At 71.7% G+C, this 24265-nt stretch carries 27 protein-coding genes; 14 read left to right on the top strand and 13 right to left on the bottom strand.

Features of this window, described 5'->3' with window-relative positions:
- Positions 1-25: 25 nt before the first annotated feature.
- Both AC6JBM_RS22010 and AC6JBM_RS22015 read right to left on the bottom strand, forming a co-directional pair.
- On the bottom strand, positions 26-439 hold the full coding sequence (locus AC6JBM_RS22010) for a DUF6069 family protein (RefSeq protein WP_497985454.1): 414 nt from the start codon (positions 437-439) through the stop codon (positions 26-28).
- Between the two features lie 87 nt (positions 440-526).
- On the bottom strand, positions 527-931 hold the full coding sequence (locus AC6JBM_RS22015) for a nuclear transport factor 2 family protein (RefSeq protein WP_497985455.1): 405 nt from the start codon (positions 929-931) through the stop codon (positions 527-529).
- Positions 932-1004: 73 nt separating this feature from the next.
- On the opposite strand from AC6JBM_RS22015, the gene AC6JBM_RS22020 reads away from it, so the two are divergent.
- From AC6JBM_RS22020 to AC6JBM_RS22030, 3 genes are all read left to right on the top strand, one after another.
- Entirely contained in the window at positions 1005-1577 is a 573-nt protein-coding gene (locus AC6JBM_RS22020; protein WP_497985456.1) for a TetR/AcrR family transcriptional regulator, read from the top strand.
- The gene (locus AC6JBM_RS22025; RefSeq protein ID WP_497985457.1) at positions 1574-2644 is read left to right on the top strand and encodes a PLP-dependent cysteine synthase family protein; all 1071 of its coding nucleotides are present in this window, start codon (positions 1574-1576) and stop codon (positions 2642-2644) included. The genes AC6JBM_RS22020 and AC6JBM_RS22025 overlap by 4 nt, the downstream gene beginning before the upstream one ends.
- Before the next feature lie 310 nt (positions 2645-2954).
- A complete protein-coding gene (locus AC6JBM_RS22030; RefSeq protein WP_497985458.1) occupies positions 2955-4562 on the top strand; it encodes a cellulase family glycosylhydrolase in 1608 nt (535 codons plus the stop codon).
- Between the two features lie 97 nt (positions 4563-4659).
- Here AC6JBM_RS22030 and AC6JBM_RS22035 read toward each other — a convergent pair whose 3' ends face one another.
- The gene (locus AC6JBM_RS22035; protein WP_497985459.1) at positions 4660-5223 is read right to left on the bottom strand and encodes an ATP/GTP-binding protein; all 564 of its coding nucleotides are present in this window, start codon (positions 5221-5223) and stop codon (positions 4660-4662) included.
- 327 nt (positions 5224-5550) lie between these two features.
- Here AC6JBM_RS22035 and AC6JBM_RS22040 point away from each other — a divergent pair, with 327 nt between their 5' ends.
- A complete protein-coding gene (locus AC6JBM_RS22040) occupies positions 5551-5922 on the top strand; it encodes a hypothetical protein (RefSeq protein ID WP_497985460.1) in 372 nt (123 codons plus the stop codon).
- Between the two features lie 152 nt (positions 5923-6074).
- On the top strand, positions 6075-7010 hold the full coding sequence (locus AC6JBM_RS22045; protein WP_497985461.1) for a leucine-rich repeat domain-containing protein: 936 nt from the start codon (positions 6075-6077) through the stop codon (positions 7008-7010).
- 34 nt (positions 7011-7044) lie between these two features.
- Here AC6JBM_RS22045 and AC6JBM_RS22050 read toward each other — a convergent pair whose 3' ends face one another.
- Positions 7045-7755, bottom strand: coding sequence for a sigma factor (locus AC6JBM_RS22050; RefSeq protein WP_497985462.1), 711 nt, complete (start codon positions 7753-7755; stop codon positions 7045-7047).
- 199 nt (positions 7756-7954) lie between these two features.
- Here AC6JBM_RS22050 and AC6JBM_RS22055 point away from each other — a divergent pair, with 199 nt between their 5' ends.
- The 9 genes from AC6JBM_RS22055 (at position 7955) to AC6JBM_RS22095 (ending at position 16552) form a co-directional block, all read left to right on the top strand.
- Entirely contained in the window at positions 7955-9463 is a 1509-nt protein-coding gene (locus AC6JBM_RS22055) for an MFS transporter (protein WP_497985463.1), read from the top strand.
- 1090 nt (positions 9464-10553) lie between these two features.
- Entirely contained in the window at positions 10554-11000 is a 447-nt protein-coding gene (locus AC6JBM_RS22060) for a hypothetical protein (RefSeq protein WP_497985464.1), read from the top strand.
- A 160-nt stretch (positions 11001-11160) separates the two neighbouring features.
- Positions 11161-11409, top strand: coding sequence for a hypothetical protein (locus AC6JBM_RS22065; RefSeq protein ID WP_497985465.1), 249 nt, complete (start codon positions 11161-11163; stop codon positions 11407-11409).
- Positions 11406-12020 carry a WD40 repeat domain-containing protein gene (locus tag AC6JBM_RS22070; RefSeq protein ID WP_497985466.1) on the top strand — a complete coding sequence of 205 codons (615 nt, stop codon included), beginning with the start codon at positions 11406-11408 and terminating at the stop codon, positions 12018-12020. Before AC6JBM_RS22065 ends, AC6JBM_RS22070 begins: the two co-directional genes overlap by 4 nt.
- 633 nt (positions 12021-12653) lie before the next feature.
- Positions 12654-13571 carry a hypothetical protein gene (locus tag AC6JBM_RS22075; RefSeq protein ID WP_497985467.1) on the top strand — a complete coding sequence of 306 codons (918 nt, stop codon included), beginning with the start codon at positions 12654-12656 and terminating at the stop codon, positions 13569-13571.
- A gap of 247 nt (positions 13572-13818) precedes the next feature.
- Positions 13819-14274: a response regulator gene (locus AC6JBM_RS22080; protein ID WP_497985468.1), complete on the top strand. Its 456-nt coding sequence runs from the start codon at positions 13819-13821 to the stop codon at positions 14272-14274.
- A gap of 134 nt (positions 14275-14408) precedes the next feature.
- Positions 14409-15794 (top strand): serine/threonine-protein kinase, encoded by a 1386-nt coding sequence (locus tag AC6JBM_RS22085; RefSeq protein WP_497985469.1) that lies wholly within the window; start codon positions 14409-14411, stop codon positions 15792-15794.
- Positions 15795-15814: 20 nt separating this feature from the next.
- Complete coding sequence (locus AC6JBM_RS22090) at positions 15815-16018, top strand: hypothetical protein (protein WP_497985470.1); 204 nt, start codon at positions 15815-15817, stop codon at positions 16016-16018.
- Positions 16019-16027: 9 nt separating this feature from the next.
- Positions 16028-16552, top strand: a complete 525-nt coding sequence (locus AC6JBM_RS22095) for a MarR family winged helix-turn-helix transcriptional regulator (protein WP_497985471.1) — start codon at positions 16028-16030, stop codon at positions 16550-16552.
- Positions 16553-16570: 18 nt separating this feature from the next.
- Here AC6JBM_RS22095 and AC6JBM_RS22100 read toward each other — a convergent pair whose 3' ends face one another.
- The 9 genes from AC6JBM_RS22100 to AC6JBM_RS22140 form a co-directional block, all read right to left on the bottom strand.
- Complete coding sequence (locus tag AC6JBM_RS22100) at positions 16571-18328, bottom strand: chloride channel protein (protein ID WP_497985472.1); 1758 nt, start codon at positions 18326-18328, stop codon at positions 16571-16573.
- Positions 18329-18469: 141 nt separating this feature from the next.
- Entirely contained in the window at positions 18470-19081 is a 612-nt protein-coding gene (locus AC6JBM_RS22105) for an STAS domain-containing protein (RefSeq protein ID WP_497985473.1), read from the bottom strand.
- Positions 19082-19193: 112 nt separating this feature from the next.
- A complete protein-coding gene (locus tag AC6JBM_RS22110) occupies positions 19194-19406 on the bottom strand; it encodes a hypothetical protein (RefSeq protein ID WP_497985474.1) in 213 nt (70 codons plus the stop codon).
- Between the two features lie 209 nt (positions 19407-19615).
- On the bottom strand, positions 19616-20371 hold the full coding sequence (locus tag AC6JBM_RS22115) for a thioesterase II family protein (protein WP_497985475.1): 756 nt from the start codon (positions 20369-20371) through the stop codon (positions 19616-19618).
- Positions 20368-21624, bottom strand: coding sequence for a beta-ketoacyl synthase N-terminal-like domain-containing protein (locus tag AC6JBM_RS22120; protein ID WP_497985476.1), 1257 nt, complete (start codon positions 21622-21624; stop codon positions 20368-20370). The genes AC6JBM_RS22115 and AC6JBM_RS22120 overlap by 4 nt, the downstream gene beginning before the upstream one ends.
- Positions 21621-21860, bottom strand: a complete 240-nt coding sequence (locus AC6JBM_RS22125; RefSeq protein ID WP_350610688.1) for a phosphopantetheine-binding protein — start codon at positions 21858-21860, stop codon at positions 21621-21623. The genes AC6JBM_RS22120 and AC6JBM_RS22125 overlap by 4 nt, the downstream gene beginning before the upstream one ends.
- A 12-nt stretch (positions 21861-21872) precedes the next feature.
- Positions 21873-23120, bottom strand: a complete 1248-nt coding sequence (locus AC6JBM_RS22130; RefSeq protein WP_497985477.1) for a hydroxymethylglutaryl-CoA synthase family protein — start codon at positions 23118-23120, stop codon at positions 21873-21875.
- Positions 23117-23368: a phosphopantetheine-binding protein gene (locus AC6JBM_RS22135; RefSeq protein WP_497985478.1), complete on the bottom strand. Its 252-nt coding sequence runs from the start codon at positions 23366-23368 to the stop codon at positions 23117-23119. The genes AC6JBM_RS22130 and AC6JBM_RS22135 overlap by 4 nt, the downstream gene beginning before the upstream one ends.
- Positions 23365-24255 carry an LnmK family bifunctional acyltransferase/decarboxylase gene (locus AC6JBM_RS22140; RefSeq protein WP_497985479.1) on the bottom strand — a complete coding sequence of 297 codons (891 nt, stop codon included), beginning with the start codon at positions 24253-24255 and terminating at the stop codon, positions 23365-23367. Before AC6JBM_RS22140 ends, AC6JBM_RS22135 begins: the two co-directional genes overlap by 4 nt.
- Positions 24256-24265: the final 10 nt, after the last annotated feature.

The raw sequence follows: 24265 nt of genomic DNA on the forward strand, positions 1-24265 counted from the left end.
GGTTGTTCCCTTCTCGGCAGGAAGCTCAGGCGGACAGGCGGCGGGCGACGAGCGGGACAACGATCGCGGCGGCGACCAGGTGCGTGAGCATCAGCAGCGCCTTCGTACCAGGAGCGGAGTCCGCGAGCACGTCGGGCACCAGCGACAGCACCGTCAGCACCAAAGTCGTGCGGACGAACACGCGCCGCGGCCGCCGGGCGAAGCGGGCCAGCACCGCGGCCAGCACCACGCCGACCAGCGAGAAGATCGCGGTCAGCGTCCCGAACCCGGCGACCGGGATCGGCTGGCCGGCCATGTCGAGGCTGATCCCGGCGGCGTGCCCACCGGCGGCGACGGCCATGGTCGCGGCGCTCGCGGCGGCCGTGGCGGCGACGCCGTGCCCGATCAGCGCGGGGATGCTCGACGTCGCGGTGCGGGTGGTGGGAAGCGTGGTGGTCATGATGCCCTCCAGTGGTGTCCGGACCGGCCGTGTGTGCCGGGCTCTCACCAGGGCTACGAACCACCCCCACGCCAATCGACAGGTCCGCTAAGAAATTTTCTGGCCGCGAATCCGCGCGGACGTGAGGTGGTCGAAGTAGTCGCGGGACTCGACGATCTGCCCGTCGCGCACGCGCAGCACGAAGATGCCCGGCGTCCGGAAGGGCTCGCCGGTGTCCTCGTTGACGCCGGCGTACGCGAACTCCGCCACGATCACCTCCGGGTCCACGGTCTCGTGGATGACGACGTCCGTGACCCGGCGCCGCAGCCGCGGGCCCTCACCGGTGGGGCGGAAGTGCTCGGCGAGCTCGGCGCGGGTGCGCATGGCCGGGTCGCGCCGCGGGTGGAACGGGTGCACGACGTCGGTCCGCTCCGCGTAGAGGCCGGGCAGGTCGTCCCAGCGCTCGTCCGCGACGCCGTTGACGAGGGCGAGGAACACCTCACGAGGGGTCATGACAGCCTCCTGTACTATCCGAAGTGACGACTCCGATGCTACGGAGTCCCGACTTCGTTTAGCAAGGGTGGGCATGCGCAGCGACGGACAGGCGAACCGCGACCGCATCCTGGACGCCGCCGAGGACGTGTTCGGCCGCGGCGGCGCGACCGCGTCCACGGAGGAGGTGGCCCGGCTGGCCGGGGTCGGCATCGCCACGGTCTTCCGCCACTTCCCCACCAAGGCGGTGCTCCTGCAGGCCGTGCTCATCCGTCGGTACGATCGGCTGCGCGCCGAGGCCGAGGCGCTGCACGACACCGGCGACCCGGGTGCGGCGTTCTACGGCTTCTTCCGCCACCTGGTCGCCGACGCGCCCGCGAAGATCACGATCGGCGAGGCCCTGCTCGACGCCGGCGGCGACACCGGCGGCGAGGCCCACCAAGCCGCCAACGGTTTGCGCGGTGCCGTGGGTGTACTGCTGCGGCGCGCCCAATCGGCCGGTGCGGTCCGCGACGACGTCGAGCTGCCCGAGGTCTACGCGCTGCTCGTCGCCACCTCGCGCACGAGCGCGCTGGACGACGAGGTCCGCGCGCGCATGCTGGCCATCGTCTTCGCCGGCCTGGCGCCGCTGGCCGCCGCGTCGGATCAGCCCGGCATGCTCTCGTGACACGGCTGTGGGCGCAGCAGGCGCTGGAGCGGTTGCGTGCCGAGGCGGCCGCGGAGACACCGCCACCACTGCGCCGGTACGCGCTTCCGGAGTCGTGGGGCATCTCGCTGTACTTCCAGGACGAGTCGCAGCGTCCCACCGGAAGCCTCAAGCACCGCCTGGTCCGTCGGCTGATGGAAGACGCGATCGCCCGCGGCGACATCGGCGATGCAACGACCGTGGTCGAGGCGACGGCGGGCAACACGGCGGTCGCCACCGCCTACTTCGCGGCCGTGCTGGGCCTGCCCTTCGTCGCCGTCGTGCCGGGCAGGACGGCGGCGGCGAAACGGGAGCGCATCGAGCGGCACGGTGGCCGCTGCCACCCGTTCGACCCGCCCGTCGCCATCTACGACGAGGCCGCCAGGCTCGCGGCGGAACTCGGCGGCCACTACCTCGACCACCTGACGTCCGCGGCGCATGCCGAGGACTGGCGCGGCTTCGACAGTGTCGGCGCCACCCTGACCGCCCAGGTGATCGCGCGCGAAGGTGAGCCGCCCGCGTGGGCCGTGGTGGGCGCCGGCACTGGGACGACCAGCGCGACCCTGGGCCGGCACCTGCGGTATCACGGGTATCCCACGCGACTCGCGGTGGTGGACCCGGAGCACTCCGCATACTGGCCCAGCTGGGTCACCGGCTATCCGGGATACGGAACCGGGATGCCGTCACGGATCGAAGGCATCGGCCGGCCCCGCGTCGAACCGGCGTTCCTGCCCGCGGTCGTCGATCTCATGATGCCCGTACCCGACGCGGCGAGCCTGGCCGCCATGCGCCATCTCGCGGCCACCACCGGCTGGTCGGTCGGCCCGTCGACCGGCACCAATCTCTGGGGCGCCCTGCGCATCGCCCACGGCATGCGCCGGCGCGGCGAGACGGGAAGCATCGCCACCCTGATCTGCGACGGCGCCGCCGCCTACCGCAACACCTACTACGACGACGCCTGGGCCGAGGGGAAGCAGCTCGACCCGAGCCCGTACACCGCGGTGATCGATCGCTTCCTTACCCACGAGGAGTGGACCGAACCTTCGTGAGGTCCTGCGTGAGGTCCTGCGTGAGGTCCTGCGTGAGGTCCTGGAATATGCCACTGGCGCTGGGCGACCAACTGCCCCCTCCGCCGAGGTAACTTTCCCGCCCCTGCGGCCACTCGTTGCCGAAAGATGCAGAGCCGGTTTGCGGCCGTCGCCGGCAAACCGGCTGCTCCGCGGCCCGCACCGACCCGCCGAACATGTTCGTCGAAGCGCGTCGATTGACACCCCTCGCGCCCGTGGCAACACTCCTCGCCAGGTTCGGACCGAAGACGCCGCCACGTCCGGCGCTCGAGACCGTAGGAGAGGAAGCCTCATGAGTTCGACAGTCAGGAGGGCCGGGCTCGCAGTCTTTGCCGCCGCCCTGGCCCTCGCCGGAGCCGCGTACGGCGTGACGAGGTCAACCGCGGCCAACGCCGCGGTGCAGCTGACCGCTCCGCAGCTGGTCGCCGACATGGGCGCCGGGTGGAACCTCGGCAATCAGCTGGAGGCCAACGCCAACGGCATTCCCAGCGAGACGGCCTGGGGCAACCCGGTCATCACCCAGGCCCTCATCGACCGGGTGAAGGCATCGGGCTTCAAGACGATCCGCATCCCGATCTCGTACCTGGGAAAGATCGGGGCCGGCCCGAACTACACCGTCGACTCGGCCTGGTTGAACCGGGTCCAGGAGGTCGTCAACTACGCCTACAACTCCGGCCTGTACGTGCTGATCAACATGCACGGCGACGGCTACAAGAGCGTGACCGGTTCCTGGCTGATCTGCGACGCATCGGACCAGACCACGATCAAGGCCAAGTATCAGAAGGTCTGGCAACAGGTCGCGACGAAGTTCGCGAGCTACAACGATCACCTGATCTTCGAGTCGATGAACGAGGAGTTCGACGGGCAGTACGGCAACCCCACCCAGCCGTGCTACTCGAACATCGTCGCCTACAACCAGATCTTCGTCGACACCGTCCGGCGGACCGGCGGCACCAACGCCTCGCGATGGCTGCTCATCCCGGGCTGGAACACCAACATCGAGTACACGACGGGCAGCTACGGCTTCTCGCTGCCCACCGACGCCTACCGGTCGTCCTCCATCCCCAGCGGCGAGCAGCGACTCATGATCTCCGTGCACTACTACGACCCGTGGGACTTCGCGGGCCAGGAGGACGGCAACATCACGCAGTGGGGTGCGGCCGCGACCAACTCGGCCAAGAAGTCGACCTGGGGCCAGGAAGACTACATGGACCTCATGCTGAAGAAGGTGTACGACACCTTCGTCGCCAAGGGCTATCCGTTCTTCGTCGGTGAGTACGGCTCGATCGACAAAACGTCGGCCGACCCGGCGAACAACACCTACCGCGCGAACTTCGCCAAGGCGCTGGTCAGCACCGTGAAGAAGTATGGCGGGGCGAGCGCCTACTGGGACAACGGCTACAACGGCCAGTACGGGTTCGGCCTGTTCAACCGCAGTTCCAACACCGTGACCCAGCAGGGCATCATCAGCGCCATCATCACCGCCGCCGGCGGCACGTCGCCCACCACCCCGCCCGTCACGCCGTCCCCGACCAAGACGGCCGGCTCGCCGTCGCCCTCGAAGACGACGAGCAGCCCGGGTGGCACCGCCACCTGCCGGGTCGTCAACGCGGTCAGCGCGTGGAACACCGGCCTGACCAACAACATCACCATCACCAACACCGGCAGCACCACCATCAACGGCTGGAACCTGGTCTTCACCATGCCCGCCGGGCAGACCATCACCGGCGGCTGGAGCGCTACCTACTCCCCGACCAGCGGCACGGTGACCGCGACCAACGTCAGCTACAACGGCACTCTCGCCCCGGGCGCCTCCACCACCATCGGCTACCAGGCCAACCACACCGGCAACGCCGCCGCCCCCACCGGCTTCAAGCTCAACGGCTCCACCTGCGGCTGAACCCCCGGTCGCCGGCACCGTGACCCGGTCTCGGTCCGCCCGATCGGGCGGACCGAGACCGGCCGGGTGCGCGGCGGCTCCCGACACCGGAGCGTTGTCAGGCCTGACCTGAACCCTGCTTCGGAATCTGGTGCAACGCGTTGAGGACCGTGTGCAACCGGCTGTCGAGCGGTCCGTTCAGCTCCAGCACCGGCGTGTCCGCCCAGGCGTCCAACGGGTCGTCGTACACCAGCTCCAGCATCACAGCGTTCGCTCGCGAGCGGAGGCCCGGCAACTCCGCTGCCGGCAGCATCCGCTCCGTCCCCGGTGTGATCACCACGAAGACCAGCAGGTCCAGACCGGCGAACGCCCGCCGCAACACGGCACCGTCGACCTCCTCGGCGGGGTCCGCACCAGACGCCACCAGATAGGCGAGATAGTCCAGCGGCGTCCGATCGAAGATCACACCGGCCGGGGGCGGCGGCGAGCACAGGCATTGCACCGAGCGGGCCAGCAGGGCCCGGTAATCCTCGGGCGAGGGCGGGAACTGAAACTCGTAGCCCTCCTCTTCGAGCAGGTAGTACGGCTCGTCGACGACGACGTGGCCCGGAAGGTGTGCGGACAACGCCTCGACCAGCGTCGTCTTCCCGGTTCCGTGCGTCCCGGAAATCCCGACCCGCATCCGCACTCCCCACCCAGCTCGACCAACCCGGGCGATCATAGCCACGGCGATGGCCCGCGCCCCCGTAGACCGCAGACTGTCGCGTACCGAGCCGCCGCCTGGAGGCAAGTAGCCGATGAGCGGATACCGGATCGAGGCTTTCACGTGATGCCGAGCAGGACCGCATTCCCACAAGAAACTCCGCCCCATCGCCCTGCGTTCCACGTCCGTAGGCTGGTCGGTGCTGCGTCTCGCGCTCGGTGATCTGCTGGGCCGGCATACTCGCGATGGCTCGCCGAGACGAACGGCTTCACCGTGTCCGTGATTTGCCGAATTCCAGGCCGCACCGTGCTGTTCGGTCCGATGCAACCGGTTCTGCGCATCACTGCCGACCACCGCTACCCGGACCTCCGCCACGGACCGCGCCTGGGCGCAGGACTGTTCACCGACGACTTCCTCGTCATCGCCAAACTCCCCTACGGCCACGTTGCCGTGCGCACCACCCCGCCGCACCAAGACCTGATCGTCGCGCTCGAGGACGAGCAGGCACACCACCGCGCCAGCTACGAACAGGCCGGCTACACCAGCCCGGAAGAGCACATCTGCGCGGAACTGCTGACGCCGCTCGCCCCCGACATCCAAACGCTGACGCAGCACCTGCAGCCCGTCGCCCTCGACGGCGGTCGCTCGACCGAGCTGGTACCAGATCCATACTCCTGACCCGAGCCGCGGCAACCCGGGCGCCTTGCCGCCACCGATGTATGCGCCGGCGGCTCCCGGTCGGTGCGGGTGTTGTACCTTCCCGGGCAGGCGGCGTCGGTTTTGGTGCCGGGACACGGGGGTGCGCGGTGCTTCGCGGGACCAGTGATCAGGTGATCGAGGCGGTCCGGGCCGCGGGCGGCGGCCGGCTGGACCTGTCCTTGCGCCGGCTGACTCGGGTACGGCCGTCCGTCCGGCGCCTGCCCGGGGTGACCGGCTTGAACCTGTCCGGGAACCTCATCACCGCCGTACCGGACTGGATCGGCGAGCTCGCCACCCTCCAGTGGCTGCACCTGGGCCACAACCAGCTCGCCGCGCTGCCGGACACCGTCGGCGACCTCAAAAGCCTTACCACGCTGCACTTGTACAGCAACCAGTTCACGACACTGCCGGAGGCGCTGGGCACTCTCACCGGCCTCACCTGGCTGAACGTGAACAACAACCAGCTCGCCGCGCTGCCCAACGCGATCGGCGACCTCACCGGCCTCACCCGCCTGGAGCTGGATGCCAACCAGCTCACGCAGCTGCCAGAGGCGATCGGCAACCTCGTGAACCTCACCGACCTGTCGCTGTACGGCAACCAGCTCACGTCCCTGCCCGACAGCATCGGCAACCTGACCAACCTGACCACGCTGAACCTGCGCGGCAACCGGCTCACGGCGCTGCCGGACAGCATCGGCAACCTCACCGAGCTCACCCGCCTGGAGTTGTACGGCAACCAGCTCACGGCCTTGCCCGACACCATCGGCAACCTCGAAAACCTCATCAGGCTGGACCTCGACGAGAACCACCTCACGGCGCTGCCGGACACCATCGGCAACCTCACCCGCCTCGTCTGGCTGGACCTGCGCGGCAACGAGCTCACGGCCCTTCCGGACGCGATCGGCAACCTCGCGAGCCTGACCGAGCTGGGCCTGCGCGGCAACCGGCTCGCGGCCCTGCCGGACACCATCGGCAGCCTCACCGGCCTCGCCGTGCTGCACCTGACCGGCAACGAGTTCACGGCGATCCCGGCCAACATTCCAGCCGGTTGCGACGTCATCGCCTGACCTTCGGTACCACGATCCGGCCGGCCTCAGCGACTCACGGCGGTCTCGCGCTCCACACGCGACAGCTTCTCGGGATTGCGCACGTGGTAGGCGCCGGCGACATAGCCGTTCTCGACCCGCACCGCCAGCACGCCGTCGATCTCCCCATTGACTCGGACCAGCAGCCCCGGACCACCATTGATCTGTACGACCTCGACCGACCTTTCGGCGTCGCGCTTCCACCAGCCGGCGGCCAGCAGGCGAGCCACCTTGCCGGCCCCCACGATGGGACGAAGGAGGGCACGTTTGACACCGCCGCCGTCGCTGAGGGCGACGACGTCCGGCGCCAGGATGTCGAGCAGGCTCTGCAGGTCGCCGGTTTCAATCGCGCGCTGGAAAGCACCGAGTGCGGCTCGGGTCTGGGCCGGGGAGACGACGCCGCGCGGCCGGCGCGCGGCGACGGGCGCCCGCGCCCGGTAGGCGACCTGACGGACCGCAGCCGGTCCAGCGCCTGCCGGGTGACGATCCGCACCAGGTAGGCGCGCTCCTCCCGGACCGTGGCCAAGTCGACGCCCACCCATCGCAGCCAGGCTTCCTGCAGGACATCCTCGGCGTCGGAGGCCGAGCCGAGCATCTCGTAGGCGACGGTGAACAACAGGTTGCGATAGGCAACGAACACCTCGGTTGCTGAATCCACGGAGTCCACCCCGTCGCCACGATCGAGCGACCTGGCTGTGCCCGTCGTTCGTTCGCTGCTCTGGCTCATGCCTGGCTCCTGCCTGTTCGACCTTCGTCCCGCCACACGCACTAGACGCCGCTCGTCACCGCTTTGTAACACCCGCGAGCGATGACCCACGTCATACACCCGCGCTGTTACAGGACCCGGGTCGTCGGCGTCCTGTGATCGTCAGGACGCCGCGCGAACAATCCGGGCGGCACGCAACACCATGAGTGAGGACGAAGTCATGGCAACCACGAACGCGCCGCCTCCGCCAGCCGACTCGCGCCGCTGGGCCGCGCTGTTCTTCATAGGGTTGGCCCAGCTCATGATCGTTCTGGATGGGACAGTCGTGAACATCGCGCTGCCGTCGCTCCAGCGGGACCTGGGGATCTCCGACGGCGACCGGCAGTGGGTCATCACCGGATACACGCTGGCGTTCGGCAGCCTGCTGCTACTCGGCGGCCGGATCGCCGACCACACCGGCCGCAAGCGGACTTTCCTGATCGGACTGCTCGGCTTCGCGGGGGCGTCGGCGCTCGGCGGCGCGGCGGACAACTTCGAGATGCTGCTGTGCGCCCGTGCCCTGCAGGGAGGGTTCGCCGCGCTGCTCGGGCCGTCCGCGCTGTCACTGGTGACCGTGACGTTCACGCAGCCCAAGGAGCGCGCCAAGGCGTTCGGGATCTGGGGCGCCATCACCGCGGTGGGCGGCGCGATCGGGCTGCTGGCCGGCGGGGCACTGACCGACTACCTGGACTGGCGCTGGTGCCTGTACGTCAGCGTCCCTATCGCCCTGATCGCGGTGGTGGGCGGATACGCGCTGCTGCCCGAGTCACGGCGCGAGGGCACGGCCCGGTTCGACATCCCCGGCGTACTGCTGGTTACCGGCGGGTTGGTCGCGATCGTGTACGCCACCGGCCGGGCCGAGTCCGACGGCTGGGCCTCGGCGGAGGTCATCGGCCTGTTGGCCGCCGGCGCGGTACTGCTCGCCGCGTTCGCCCTCGTCGAGAGCCGGGTGTCGCAGCCAATGCTGCCGCCGCGCCTGATCGCCAGCCGAACCCGGGGCGGTGCCTACCTGAGCGTGGGACTGGCCATGGTCGCAATGTTCGGGGCGTTCCTCTTCATGACCTACTACCTGCAGGTCGTCAAGGGATACTCGCCGATCAGGACGGGCGTGGCCTTCCTCCCGATGACCGTGGCGGTCCTGATGTCGGCCGGCGGGCTCGCCACCCGGCTGCTGCCCAAGGTCCCGCCGCGGATGCTGATCGTGCCGGGCATGCTGCTCATCGCCTCCGGCATGCTGTGGCTGCGCACCATGGAGACCGACACCGCCTACGTCGAGGGCGTGCTGGTCTCGGGACTCCTGCTCGGCTTCGGGACGGGCATTATCATGCCGGTGGCCTTCAACTACGCCACCCACGGCGTCGACCGGCGCGACGCGGGCGTCGCGTCGGCCAGCGTCAACACCGCGCAACAGATCAGCAGCTCCATCGGTACCGCGCTGCTCAACACCATCGCCACCAGCGCGACCGTGAACTACTTGGCCTCGCATGCCACGCAGGGCCACAGCCCGGCCGTCGCCAAGAAGGCGATGCTGGAAGGCTTCGCGACAGCCGGCACCTGGGCCGCGGGGATCCTCCTGGTCGGCGCGCTGACCGTCGCTGTCCTGATGAACACCCCGCGCCCCAAACGTCAGGCCGTCACCGAGGACGCCGAGAGCGCGGGGGGTGCCGAGCCAGTGCTCGCTCACCCCTGACCCCTCCTGCGGAGGTCCACGGCGGCAGCGCTCAACCGCGGGGACGTCGGCGGCCGTGGCCCGGACGGGTCGGGGCCGCCGCCGTCTGCGCTACCGCCGAAGCAGACACCGTGGGGGCCGCACGCCTCGCCGACCCACATCCTCGCCGCCTACATGGCCTGATGACCCCGCTGATGGCAGATGGGAGATTTGGCTGGCTGGCGGTGACGGCGCTTGACAGGATGCCGGGGTGGACGTTGACGAATTGCTGCCTGCCGCGCGGTCGCCGGCAGACTATCTGCGGGTCGTGGATGATCCACGGTTGGACGACGGCGGGCTCGGTGTGCTGGCGGGCAGTCCGTACTCCTTCGTTCGGCTTGCCGTTGCCCGGCACGGGCGCACGAGCGCAGCGCATCTGCTGCGCCTCCTGGACGGCGAATACGCAGACTGGGACTACAACGCGCTGCTGCTGCTCGTCGCCCGCCACGCTCGCGCTGACCGTCCGGTGCTGCTTGCGGTGCTGGGCAGAGCTCTTGCGCGCGGGCGCCCGACCGTATGCCGCGGTCCTGGCGCTGGCCGAGCGACCGGAGCTGCGACCGGAAGAGATTCGCCCGCTCGGCGGACTCACAGGCGCATCCCGGCGCATGCGCCAGGGACTGAACAAGGCGCTAACCGCGCGCACGCTACCGCCGGCGTAGCAGACCGAACGGTACTGTCATGCCGCGTTGCGCACCCGAATGCCGCCGATCGAGCGTCACGGCCGTTTACAGCGACTCGATCGGGTGCACGCATACGCCGCCGTTGGTGCGCGCCGCGGGGCCGGTGCTCCTCACGGACGGCGACTGGCCGGGAGCGGCAAGGGCTTCCGGTCCTGCCGATGACAGCACATGCGATCTGATACGCGCGCTGGGTCGCTGTGATGTCAGCCTCGGGGCTCGCGCAGGACCTGCCATCGCCTCCAGGCCGTCAGGCATGCGGCGGAGGCTAGTACCGCTGTGCGAGGCCGCTGAAGCCACGTGCCCAGTTGCGGCAGCCGCAGGACGGATCCCTGTGCAAGCTGCACGTCGGGCCGCGAGCACTGGGCGGCGGCAGAGCACGGTCGCGACATCGAGTGACGGCCTCGGACGGCGCGCAGAGCCTTCTCCGCCCTGCCGATGAGCGCGTTCTCGGCGGGCGTGTGATGGGCTGCAGTTCCCGGGGCGGCCCGAACGTCGATGATGAACCGGTGCCAATCAGCGTCTGGGTCCGCAACGAACGTCACGAGCGGCTGGCGAGCCTGCGTGACGTGGTGCATCTCGTCCCGCCGCCGTTGCCGCCTGGGTGGTACGACCCCTTTGTCTGGCCAGAGGATCACCATAGGTTTCCCATGCTTGCGCACGTCGATCCCTACGGGAACACGATCTTCAACCGGAGCCAGATGTCGGCATTGCTCGAGGAACTGGCGGCGATTCAGCCCGAACTCGACGGCGTGGCGCTCAGCACGGCCCGCGCGCTAGGCGTACTGATAGGAGCACATGGCTGCAGGCCCCACCGCTATCTCTGGTTCATCGGCGACTGAGCGCGGCCAGCCGTCCGTCGCTCTCGCCCGCCCGAACCTGCGGTTGGGTGCGCGTTCGTGCCGAATGAGTGTGTCTCCGGTTCCAAGGCCGGTTGACTCGCGCGACTGGCCGGCCCGGCACCACGGTGGCGTAAGGTGACTGGCCTCGTAACATCGTTCGGTGCGCACCCTCTGGACAACCGACCGGGGAGCCGATCTGGCGTTGCGGCAGACATTCGCCGCTGACCGGCCTTCTGCGGTGGCGACCGCGGTGGTCGGCGGAGTCGACATCCTCGTCACGCTCGTGGACGAGCACGAGGACTTCGACTGTCACCTCGGCGACCTGCATCACGAGCGTTGCCCCGAGCGCGGCGATGGGTCGACGGGCATGCCGTGCGCGCGGTCTCGCTGGACCACCGGGGAGAGGTGAACATCGCCCTCACTTTCTCAATCGGCGGCGAGCCGGTGGTACTCACCGCCGGATGCGACGGCCAGGTACATCTCACGCAGATCCGCACCGGGCTGCCTCGGGGCACCATTTCGGACACCTATCCCCCGCGTGGTGTTGCGGTGGGCCTGATGGCCGGACAACCCGCCGCCGCAATCTGCTGGATGTTCGGCCCACTCACCGTCTGGGATCTCGCGACCCGTACCGAGATCTCGACCCCTGCCGCTGCCAACGTCCAGATCGGCGAGGCAGCGCGCGGGTGGATCGACACCGGCACCGGGCCGGCCGTGGTCACGGTGCACGAGTCGCTCGTGCAGATCCACGGCCTGCTGACGGGCACCGTGTCGCGGCTACAACCCGGCCATGACGAGCCGGTGACCGCGCTCGCGGCCACCGATGACCCGGCCCGCCCTGCGGCGGTAGCGATCGCGCGCACGGACGGCAGCGTGTCGGTGATCGAGGCGGCCGCCGAGCGGGAGGTCTGCCGGCTCGTCCTGCCCTACCCGGCAACGGCACTGGCCTGGGCGCCGGGTGGCCTGTTGGTCGTGGCATGCCGCCGAGACCTCCACTGTGTCGAGGTGCCCGCCTTCTGATGCTGGGCCGCGCCATGACGTCGTCCGTCGACGAGATCGTCGGAGGGCCGACTTTGGCTGGTGTTCGTGCTGGAACGAAGCGGGGTCGTGCGTGCGCCGCTCGACCTGTACCGTGCTCGCGTGACAACGCCATCCTCCCCCGTCGGGCCGGCCCCGGACCAGCCCGGTTCGAGCGTGCCCGACGCCACCGAGCCGGCCTCGGGCACGCCGTCGACCGGTGCGGTACCGACGTCCGGGGTGCCTGCCTCCGGGATGCCGGCAGCTGCGGCGCCGACGTCCGGAATGCCCGCCCCCGCAGCACCCGACTTTGGGATGCCTGGCCCGGGGATGCCGACCAGTGACGTGCCGGTTTGGCAAGCGCCGGGGTCCGGGATGCCCGCCCCCGCAGCACCCGACTTCGCGATGCCCGGCCCCGGGATGCCGACAGCTGCCGCTCCGACGTCCGGAATGCCCGCCCCCGCGGCGCCCGGCTATGCGATGCCCGGCCCCGGGATGCCGACCGGTGACGTGCCGGTTTGGCAAGCGCCGGGGCCCGGTGGGTACGCCGGCGGTCCCGGTGCGGGCTGGCCCGTCGGTGCGCCGGTCGCGCCGCAGCGGTCCAGGACCGGGCTGATCGTCGGCGTTGTCGTTGTCGTGCTCCTGCTCCTGTGCTCCGCCGGTGGCGTCGCCGCGTTCGTTGTCGTCGGTGACCGTCGAACGGACGCCTCGCCCTCGGGCACGGCCTCGAGCGAGCCATCGAGCCCGCCGAAGGCGATGTCCGTCGCCGAGTACCAGGCAATTCTCACCGAGGTCGACGGCCTGCTCGGGCCGGCGTGGCAGAAGGTTGCCGGGGCGGGCAACCGGACCGCGACGTCCGAGGCCGCGACGGCACTGTCCAAGGCGGCCAAGGACAGCGAGGCCCGGCTGGCGTACCTGACCGCGCCCCCGGAGGCGAAGGACGGCCACGAGCACCTCATGCGGGCGTTCTCGTCGTCCAGCAACGGTTTCAGCAACCTGGCCGTGACCGTGCAGCGGGGCGAGGTGTGCGCCGGCTCCTCGGCGGTCTCGCAGGTGACCGGCTCGGTGGCGGCGAACGAGGTCCGGGAGGCGGTCAAGGCCTTCGGGACGACGTTCACGTTCGGCGCGTGGCTGCCGGCGCCCGCCCCCCAGCAGGACCGCAAGCTGGCCAACGGCACGTATGTGAAGAAGGGCACGCTCAACGGCTCGGGCGAGTTCACGGTCAACAACGGTGGCGGCGACAGCGACGTCGTGGTGAGCCTTGTGCCGAAGGGTACGAAGGCCGCCGCCACGACGGTCTACATCTCGGCCGGTCAGACGTTCAAGGTCAAGCGCGTGCGGGACGGCAGCTACGACGTCTACATGGCGAGCGGCGCGGACTGGGACGCGGGCATCGGCGGCTTCACCCGCAACTGTGACCTGTCGAAGTTCACGGAGCCCATCGATTTCAAGACCACCAGCAGGCAGTACACCACCTGGGAAATCACCCTCAAGGCGTCCACCGGCGGCAACGCGCACACCGACTCGGTCGACCCGGCCGACTACCCGCAGTGACCCGGCGGGTACACATCGGTCTGAGCGGGTCGTCGACGGCGGTGGTCAGCGCCGGCGGCCCGCTCGGCAGGTCGGCGGGAAGGCCGCCAGCAGCGCATGCGCCCTGCGCCCAGTTCGCGGCGCTGATGTTGACCAGGCAGATACCCACGCCGGAACGCTACCGGCGCCAGTGACGGCTGCGTAATGCATTAGTTGTACACTGCATGCATACGACGGGGGCGGCCCTACGTCGGAAAGGATGCGCGCAGTGACCGAACCGACGAGCGGATCGCTGCCGTTGGTCCGGATTCTGCTGGTCGAGGACGACCCCGGCGACGTCGCGTTCACGCTCGACGAGTTCCGGGAGCACCGCCTCCGCAACCCGGTGACCGTCCTGGGCGACGGACGCCGCGCGCTGGAGTACCTCGAACGGCGCGGCGCGTACCGGGACGCGCCGGTGCCCGACGTCCTGCTGCTGGACCTGAACCTGCCCGGCGTCGACGGGCGCGTGGTGCTCGACCGGGTGGTCGCCGACCCGCGGCTGCGGGACCTGACGGTGGTCGTGCTCACCGGCTCGGACGTCGAGGAGAGCATGCTGCTCGACTTCGGGGTGCCATCCGCACACTTCTTGCGCAAACCCGTGGACTTCGCCCAGCTGGTCGGGCTGATACGCAGCATCGAGCGGTACGCCCTCGTGGTCGACCGCAATCGGCCGGCCGTCTGACGGTGCGTGCGCGGGCCGCGGATATGACGGTCCCGTGTCAATGCGCCGCTCGAGGCGCCCGAGCCTGGCCGCAGGCGAAAACGCCTCGGTAATGTGCGGGTTTGGTGCCCGTTGCCGCCGAGGGAGGTTGCGCGATGTCGACGATCGCCCGCCGGTACCGGCTGGTGAGCCAGGCCGGCTCGGGCGGCATGGCGGAGGTGTGGCGCGCCGTCGACACCCGCCTCGACCGGACCGTGGCGGTCAAGCTGCTCCTGCCCGAGCTCGCCGGCTCGGCCCGCGCTCGCGAACGCGCCGTCACCGAGGCCAAGGCGGCCGCCCGGATCAATCATCCGAACGTCGCCGCGATCCATGACGCCGGACACCGGGCGCGCGGGCTGGGCCGGGCGGTGCCGTACCTGGTGATGGAGTACGTCGACGGCGAGACGCTCGACCATCGCCTCCGTGGCCCCGGGGCGGTGCCCTGGCGCGAAGCCGTGCGCATCGCCGCGCAGGTCGCCGACGGGCTCGCGGCCGCGCACCGGCACCGTGTCGTCCATCGCGACATCAAGCCGGGCAACATCATGCTCACCCGCTCGGGCGTGAAGGTCGTCGACTTCGGGCTCGCCTCGATCATCGGCGCCGCCGACGGCCGCGCCGCGCGCGTGCTGCTCGGCACTCCGGAGTACATGGCTCCGGAGCAGCTGCGCGGCGAGCCGGCCACGAGCGCCACCGACATGTACGCGCTCGGGGTCGTGCTGTACCACATGCTGACCGGTGTTCTGCCGTGGACCGCGGTGGCCCGCCATGCGCTCGTTCGCGAGCGCCTGGCCTCGCCGGGCGTGTCCCTGCCGCCGGCGACGGAGGTCCCGGCCGAGGTGGTCGCGGCCGTCGACGCGTGCCTGGCCGACGACCCGGCATTTCGCCCGTCCAGCCGTCACCTCGGCGAGGTCCTTCGTGACGCGCTGGCACGGCACGCGGACGGGGCCGATCCGGCGCCTGACGTGCGCACCGCGCCCGGCGAGACGCGCGGGCCCGAGCGTCCCCGGCATCCGTGCACGGTCCCATGGCGCTCCGGCCCCGCGATCGGCTGGCGACGCCCGGCCGTCCTGATTGCCGCGGCGGCGCTCCTCGCCGCGGGCGGCTGGATGCGCCCGCTGTGGTCGACGCCCGCCGCGACCGCCGGCGGGCCGCCGTCGGACACTGGCGGCGCATGCTCGGTCCGGTACGTCGGACACCGCACCCCGACGACCTTCACCGCGGACGTCGCCGTGACCGCGGCGAGCACGCAGTCGTGGACCTTGCGCTTCACGGCGCCACCCGGGCAGCGGGTGACCAACGCCTCCGGCTCGACCGTCAGCCAGTCCGGCTCACTCGTCGTCGTGACGGGCGAGGGCTCGCCCGACCGCGCCACGCCGGTGCGGGTCACCCTCTCGGGAACCCTGGACCAGCCCGACACCGGGTTCCCGGCCGCCTTCGAGCTCGACGGCGTCCGCTGCCAGCGCACCGTGTCCATCTACGCCGTCGCGGCGGCGGACGCCTGACCGTCCGGAGGTGACCCGTCATGATCGTCACTACGAATCCGAGGGCGGTGGAGGTCTCGTGCGACCGCTGCGGTGCCACCCTGCGGGTCGCGGGGGCCGACCGGGAGACCCTCTGGGCCCGGGCCCAGGCCTCGGGGTGGCAGGCGGAACGGCTCCGCGAGATGTGGTGGCACCGTTGTCCCGCCTGCGCGGGGCGTTTCGTGGAGGATCCGCCGACGCTCTAGGGTTGGCGCATGCCCAAGGACGCACGCGCGGTTGATGCCGCCATCGCCGGCCCCGAGGCCGTCGAGGCACTGCTGACGGCGAGCCGGGCGCTGGTCGGCATCGCCGCCCGGTCCCTGGCCGACATCGATCCCGACGTCACGCTGCCGCAGTACCGCGCGCTCGTCGTCCTGGCCGCGCGCGGACCGCAGCGGGTGGCCGACATCTCGGCCGAGTTGCAGGTCGCCCCGTCGACCGGCACCCGCATGTGCGACCGGCTGGTCCGCAAGGGCCTGGCCCGCCGCTCGCGGCCGACCTCCGACCGGCGTGTGGTGCGGCTCACGCTGACGGCGGCCGGGCGGCGGCTCGTCCAGCAGGTGACGGAGAGCCGCCGCGAGCAGCTGTCCGACATCGTCGCCGCGACGGCGGAGGTCTGGCACCCGGCGGTCGCCCCGGCACTGCGCGCCTTCGCCGCCGCCGCCGGTGAGCCGCCGGAGAGCGAGTGGTGGCTCGGTTTCCCGTCCGTGGACGAGGAGCTCGAGACCCCGGACAGCTGACGCCGGCACCGGGGATCCTCACGGGCCCGGTGCGGTGGCCCACGGCTGCGGGCGGGTCGTGACGGCGGCCAGGATGTCGCGGTGCGTGACCCAGCCGACCAGGCAGTCATCGCGCTCCACCGGCAGGCCGAGCCCGCCGGCGCGGACCACCGCGTCGAGAGCCTCGTCGAGGGCTTGCCCGGCCCGCAGCACCGGCACGGTGGAGGCCAGGTCGGCCGCGGTCACGCCGCCGGCGTCGTCGCGCAGCGCGCGCTCCACCTCCACGGCGGGCACCACGCCGCGTAGCCGGCCCCGATCGTCGACGACCGGCAGCGCGTCATGGCCGCCGGCCGCGAACCGTTCGGCCACCTCCGCCAGCCCGGCGTCCGCCGGCAGCGCGGCCGGCAACGGCCCCGCCACCGCATCCACGGTCGGCACCGGGAGCGCCGGCCGATGGTCCCGGCCCAGGTCGATACCGCGCCGATGCAGCTTCCGCGTGTAGATCGTGTCGGTGGACACCAGCCGCGAGGCGCCGGCGGCCAGGGCGACGGCGACCATCAGCGGCAGCACGACCGAGTACTCGCCCGTTAGCTCGAAGATCATGACCACCGCGGTGATCGGCGTGCGGGCCGCACCGGCGAACACCGCGCCCATGCCGACCAGCGCGTAGGCGCCCGGCGGAGCGGTCAGGCCGGGCATCACGGCGTGCGCGACGTCACCGGCCGCGGCGCCGAGCATCGCGCCGATGAACAGCGTGGGGCCGAAGACGCCCCCGGATCCGCCGATGCCGATCGTCAGGCTCGCGGCCAGCATCTTGCCGACCAGCAGCAGGAGCAGCAACAGCAGCGGGTAGCCGCCCGCGACGGCGCGGCCCAGGACCGGATACCCCACCCCGTACAGCTGCGGCAGCAGGAGCAGGACGCCTCCCAGCGCAAGGCCCCCGGCCGCCGGCCGCAGCCACTCCGGCCCGCGCCAGCAGCGGTCACAGACGTCCTCGACCAGGTACAGCACCCGGCTGAACCCGACCCCGACGATGGCCGCGACCAGACCGAGTCCCGCGTACCACAGGTACTCCACCGGCGAGACCACGTGGAAGGCCGGCAGTGCCAGGAACGGGTGGTCGCCGAGCAGCGCCCGGCTGATGGCGCTCGACGTCACCGAGGCCAGCACGACCGCGGCGAACGACTCGACGGCGAAGTCGGCGAGGATCAGCTCGAGGGCGAAGAAGACCGCGGCGATCGGCGCGTTGAAGGTCGCCGACACGGCACCGGCCGCGCCGGCCCCGACGAGCAGGCGCAGCCGGGAGTCCGGCAGCCGCAGCGCCTGCCCGGCGGCCGAGGCGAGCGCCGAGCCGACCTGCACGATCGGCCCTTCGCGGCCGACGGAGCCGCCGCCGCCGATGCACAGGGCGCTCGCGACGGACTTCACGATGGCGACCCGCGGGCGAATCCGGCCTCCGCGGGCGGTGACGGCGTACATGACCTCCGGCACCCCGTGGCCCCGGGCCTCGCGGGCACCGAGATGGATGAGCGGCCCGTACAGCAGCCCGGCCGCCACCGGCGCCGCTACCACGAACCACCGGCCCGCCCACGGCAGCAACGGGTGGGCGGCACCCGGGTGGGCGGTGTAGTCGGACGCGCCGCTGAACAGCTCGGTGGCGGCGGATACGAGCCAGCGGAAGGCGACCGCGCCCAGGCTCGCCCCGGCCCCGATGCCGACGGCGAGGACGAGCAGACCGGCCGAGCCGCCCCGCAGCCGGTCCCACAACACCAGGTACCGCTCGCGTGGCACGCGCATTAATAGCTGCATAGTGCAACCATTGTAGTAGGCAGCTAAATGTGCACGCAGCACCCGCGGCGGCCGTGTGCGCCAGGACGTGCACTGGTGGACCACGACCGCGGGTGGGGCTTCGAGGCGCCCGCGCGGCGCCGGGTCAGCTCAGCACGCCACCGGTCGGCCCGAGCGCAGCCACTCCAGCGCCGCCGCCCGCTCGGCCCGCATGGGCAGGACGCCATCCAGGCACAGCATCCGCAGCGCACCGGCCACGACCGGACCGGCGCCGACCAGACACGCGCGGCCCCCGGCCGCGGACGCGCGCTGCGCCGCGCGGACGAGCACGTCCACGGTCGCGGAGCTCAGTCGCCCGACCCGGCTGACGTCGACCAGCAGATGCGTGAACGGGCCGGGGTCGCCGCTCAGCATGTCCCAGAGCCGCGCGTCGTCGGTGCACATGAGCTCGCCGCGCAGTTCGATCGCGCGGACGTCCGGCAGCAGCTGCAGCACCATCCGCGGGCCGGACCGTCCGGCCGGCACGACCGAGGGGGCGTCCAGCGATCGGGCCACGATGCCGTCGAGCGACGTCGGCGGCCCGCACCGGCCGCAGCCGTGCGGCCCGACCGCCAGCTCGCTGCCGCACCATCCGTCCAGCCTGAAGAGGCTCCAGGCCCCGCGCCAGTCGCCCGCCGACGCCGCGAGATTGCCGATCACCCAGCCGCAGGAGTCGCACACCAGACTGAAGTCGGCACCGTCCCGGCTGAGCAACGCGGTCATCGGGCCACCCGAACAATCATGTGCATAGTGCAATTATCCCGGACGCCCGTCATGCCCACATCGTTGCGGGGCATGACGTTCCCGTGACAATCGGCCGCCCGCCGGAGCACCGTCACCCGTCGGCCGCGATCGCGGCGCGCGCCGTGCATCGCGGGCACCCGTGCGGCCCCCGCCGCGACCGGTCACCGATCCAGCCGTGCCGCTTCACGAAGCTCCAAGCCAGATCCCAGTTGTGCAAGTTGGCGCCGAGACGCTCCACGGCCGTTCCGCAGCCGTCGCACACCAGCCGGAAGTCGACGCCATCGGACTCATGCAACACCGTCATCCGAACCTCCCGATCCATCGTCACTCTCGACCCATGACGCTTCTCCGGCGATTCGATGACGATTCCACGACATGTGCAGCGCCGGGCAGCCCGCCCGGGCTGCGCAATCGCCGATCACGGGCGAGCGGACATCGTACATGCCATATGAATATGTTGCTATGTGCACGTATCCGGGGACGGGTCGCAACGGCGCGGCCGAACGCGATGTGTCAGGCGCCGGCGAGACGATCCAGGACGGTCGCGAGCACCGCGTCCCGGGCCGGTCTGAGGTAGAAGTGGTCGCCCGGGAAGACATGCAGGTCGAAGGAGGAGCGGGTCGTGTCGCGCCAGGCGGCCATCTCGTCGGCGGTCACCTCCGGGTCGGCGTCACCGGTCAGGGCGGTCACCGGGCACCGCAGCAGGTCCGTGCGGCGCGGGCAGTACGTCTCGTTCAGCTCGAAGTCGGCGCGCAGCGTCGGCAGGACCAGGGCCATGATGTCCGGGGCGTCGAGCACCTCGCGGGGGATGCCGTTGAGGGAGCTGACCGCGGGCACGAACTGCTCGTCGCGCAGGCGGTGCAGCGGCGGCCGGCGGGCGGGCAGGTGCGGCGGGCGGCGGCCGGAGACGAAGAGCCGGACGGGTGCGCCCCAGCCGCGGCGGGCGAGCTCGTGGGCGACCTCGAAGGCGATCGCGGCGCCCATGCTGTGGCCGAAGACGGCGAAGGGCCGGTCCAGCATGGGCAGCAGGCCGTCGCAGAGCGGCGCGATGAGGTCGTCCATGCTGCGCACCGGGCGTTCGCGCAGCCGGGACTCGCGGCCGGGCAGCTGGACCGGGGCGAGGGCGACGTGTGGCAGCAGCGGCTCGCGCCAGGTGCGGTAGGCGGTGGCGCCGCCGCCGGCGTGGGCGAAGCAGAACAGCCGCAGGGGTGCGCCGGTCTCGCCGGCCGGGCCGCCGATCCAGGCGGTGCCGAGCTGCAGGGACGTCATGCCGCGCTCCCTAGGCTCCCGGGTTCGACCGCGATGGCGATGCTGGTGTTGATGCCGCCGAAGCCGAAGCCGTTGGACAGAGCCAGGACGGGACGGGCGGCGACCGGTTCGGCGCCCACGAGTCGCAGGGCGGGCTCGATGGGGCGGGACAGGCGCGGGTTGGGGTGGAGAAAGCCGCCGCGCAGCTGCGCGATGGTCGCGACGGCCTCCACCACCCCGGCGGCGTAGAGGCAGTGCCCGGTGAGGGCCTTGGTCGCGTTGACCCAGGGACGGTCCGGGCCGGTGCCGAAGACGCGGCACAGGGCGGCCGCCTCGGTGCGGTCGCCGAGCGGGGAGCCGGTGCCGTGGGCGTTGACGTAGCCGACCTCGCCGGGGGTGCGGCCGGCCGCGGCGAGGGCGGCCGTCATGGCGCGGGCCTCGCCGTGCTCGTCGGGGTCGGGGCCGCTGTTGGCGTCGAGGCACACGGCGGTGCCGACGATGCTCGCCCGCACGGTGGCGCCGCGCGCGCGGGCCGAGTCGCGGTGCTCCAGCACCAGGGCGGCGCATCCCTGGCCTGGTACGAAACCTCGATGCCCGGCGTCGAAGGGCCGGCACGGCTCGTCCGCCATCGCGCCGAGGTTGAACAGCGCCTGCGTCTCGGCCGGGGTGAGGTCGGCCAGGGCGCCGACGACGACGCAGGCCTCCACGGCGCCGACGGCCACCAGACGGGCGCCGGTGACGATGCCGACATTGCCGCTGGCCGAGGCGGCACCGACCTGGCAGCCCTCCCCCGCCGCGTCGAGCACGTGGCTGAGGACGCCGAGGTGATCGGTGTCGAGCAGCCGCAGCGCGGCCCGGCCCGGGACACGGGCCGGCGCGCGGCCGAGAGTGGCCGCCACCTGCTGCGCGTAGCGGCCGGTGAGGTTGTGCCCGGCGACGACGACGCCGAGGCGCTCGCGGGGCAGCGCGCCGGTGAGCAGGCCGGCGGCGCCCGCGGCCTCGACGGCGACGGCGACGGCGGCGCGGATCGGCAGCGGCGCCCGGGCGGCGGCGCGGGCCGACCGGCGGGCCACCGCATCGGGTGCGCTGTCGAGGGCCGCCGCGAGGTCGACGTCGGGCATCGGGGCGGCGCAGGCGGGACCCGCCGTCGCCGGGTCGTCGACGCCGACCACGCCGCTCGCGCCCCGGCGCAGGGCGGCGGTGAAGGCCTCGACGCCGTCGCCGATCGCGCAGCGCACGCCCATGCCCGTGACGGCGACCGGTTCCGCGCTCACGCGTACTGGCGCAGGACCGCGACGAGCCCCGCGATGTCGCCGACGTCGCGGAACGCCATGGCCGGCACGTCGACGTCGAGGTCCTCCATCGTCATCGCGACCACCTCGGTGCGGTCGAGGCTGTTGCAGCCCAGGTCGGCCATGGCCACGTCGGGGCGGACCGAGCCGGGGTCGACCTCGGGCAGCACGAGGCAGAGATTCTTGCGGACCAGCTGGAAGATCTGGTCGTCGTCCATGATGTCGCCTCCTCAGTGCCAGGCGTACCGGCGGTGAAAGTTGTCGATACCGGTGAGCACCAGCAGCCGGGGGCGGCCGGGCACCCGGTCGAGGTACTCGTCGTAGCGGGCCACGTCCACGTCGCGGTGCGGCTCCGGGACGAGCACCCGCAGGTTCTCCTTGAGCAGCTGGGCGTACTCCTCGAAACTGAGCTCGCACCGGGCCGCGAGCCGGGCGCCGATGCGCATCGGGGCGAGCGCCGCGCGTGAGCCGGCGTCGACGGTCCCGCTGAAGAACTCCGACGAGCAGCCGGAGCCGTAGGAGTACAGGCCGACGCGGGCCGGGCTGCCGAGCGGCGTGTGCTCGATGAGCGAGGCGAGCGCCAGGTACACCGAGCCGGAGCAGAGGTTGCCCACGGTGCGCGGGTAGGCCAGCGACGGTTCCACCCGCCGCCGGAAGTCGGCCTCGATCGCCGCGGGATCGGCCCCGGCGTGCTCGCGCAGCATCTTGCGGTGCGCGGCGCGGACGAGCCCGGCGAAGGGGGTGTGCAGCGCCAGCCGGTCGAAGGTGGCGACGAAGTCGGCGTCCTGCACCCGCTCGGCGTAGGCCGCGAAGCTGCGCGACAGGCAGTCGAGGTAGGCGAACAGCGACCGGTCCGTGTCGGCGATGTCGAACTGCGGCGTGGGCCGGGCCGAGTCCATCGTCTCGTAGCTGTGCAGCCCGAAGGCGCCCAGGTCGAGCGTCAGCACCCGCGGCCGGTCGCCGAGCAGCACGGCGGCGGCGCCGTGGCCGGTCGCGGGCTCGGCGTACTCGCTGCGGGCGTCGACGAGGGCGACGTCGGTGGCCACGACGAGGGCCCGGGCGCCGGGTGACACGGCGGCGGCCAGGTAGCCGGCGGCGAGCTGCAGCACGCCGGTGGCGCCGTAGCAGGCCTGCTTGACCTCCAGCAGCCGGCAGCGGGAGCCGAGGCCGAGGTGCTCGTGCACGTAGGAGGCGACGGACTTGCTGAGGTCGACGCCGGACTCCGTGGAGGTGACGAGCAGCTCGATCGAGTCGCGCTCCTCCGGGCTCAGCGCCTCCACGATCGGCCGGGCCGCGTTGACGGCGTTGGTGACGGGATCCTCGCAGGGCAGGCCGATGGAGCGGTTGGTCATCGCGAGGTTCTCCAGCCGCGCCGGGTCCAGGCCGCGGCCCTCGAACAGGACCGGCACGGGGATCTGGGCCACGCCGCAGTACACGTTCAGCGCTTCGATACCGATGGTCAGGGTTGCGTCGGTCATGATTCCGCCTGGCAGAGGTCGTCGATGAGGGCGGCGACGTTCGGGATGCCGCTGAAGTCGGACAGGGGCCGGCGCACGCCGAGCCGGTCGGTGATCATGAGGATGATCTCCACCCGCTCGACCGAGTCGGCGCCGAGGTCCTTGAGGTGCTTGCCGTGGTCGATGGCGCCCGGGTCGAGGCCGGGCAGGATCGTGGTGATCGCGCTGTGCACCGCCGCCGTGACGCGCTCGCGGGTCGCCGGGCTCATGCGGCACCGACCTGCAGCGTGGCGACGGCGATGAGCCGCGCGGTGTCCTGCTCCTCGATGACGACGTCGACGACCTCGGCGCCGTCGGCGTGCCGGCGCAGCCGCGCGGTGAGCGTGAGCACGGTGCCGGCGTCGGCGTTGCCGAGGTAGCACACGCGCTCGTCGGTCAGGCGCAGGCGCAGGTACTCCTCCTCGTCGCGGCCGAGCAGCTGCCACAGCCGCCACACCGCGGTGTCCACAATGGAGAAGTACGCGGCGAAGTACACGAGGCCGACGCCGTTGAGGTCCCGGGTCGGGTCGAGGCGGTACGCGGTGGTGTGCCCGTCGACGACGACCTCGGCCGGGCCCTCGTCGAACGTGCGGGCGGTGCGGGCGCGGTGGTAGACGGCGCGCGGGGAGTACCGCTCCGGCAGGATCGGCAGGTGCTCGTGGCGGAAGTCCACCGGAGCCGAGCGCACCAGGTCGCGGTTGCTGCGCTCCGCGCTGCGGGTCACCCAGCGGTTGAACGTCTCGACGTAGAGGCACCCGGAGCGCGGACGCTCGTAGAACTCGACGGGGTCGAGCTTCTCGGCCGCGGCCGCCGGGTCGCCGGCCAGGGCGATGCGGTGCAGGGTCAGCACCGACTCGCTGCCGTAGCCGTAGCAGGCGGACAGCACCCGCAGCCGGTCGCCGAACGTGAAGCGGCGCAGGTGCATCTCGCGGCTGCCCCGCAGGTGGTAGTAGTAGAACGCGAGGTACGTCGGCGCGCCCGACTCGTCGCGGGCGGTGAACGCGTCGGTGCCGCACAGCTCGCTGACCGTCTGCCAGGTCCAGTCGCCGACCTGGCCGACGAACAGCGAGTTGTACCCGCACATCGCCGGGGTGACCGTAATGTCCCGGAGCAGCATGCGACTCCTC

Source organism: Dactylosporangium thailandense, from assembly GCF_059739745.1.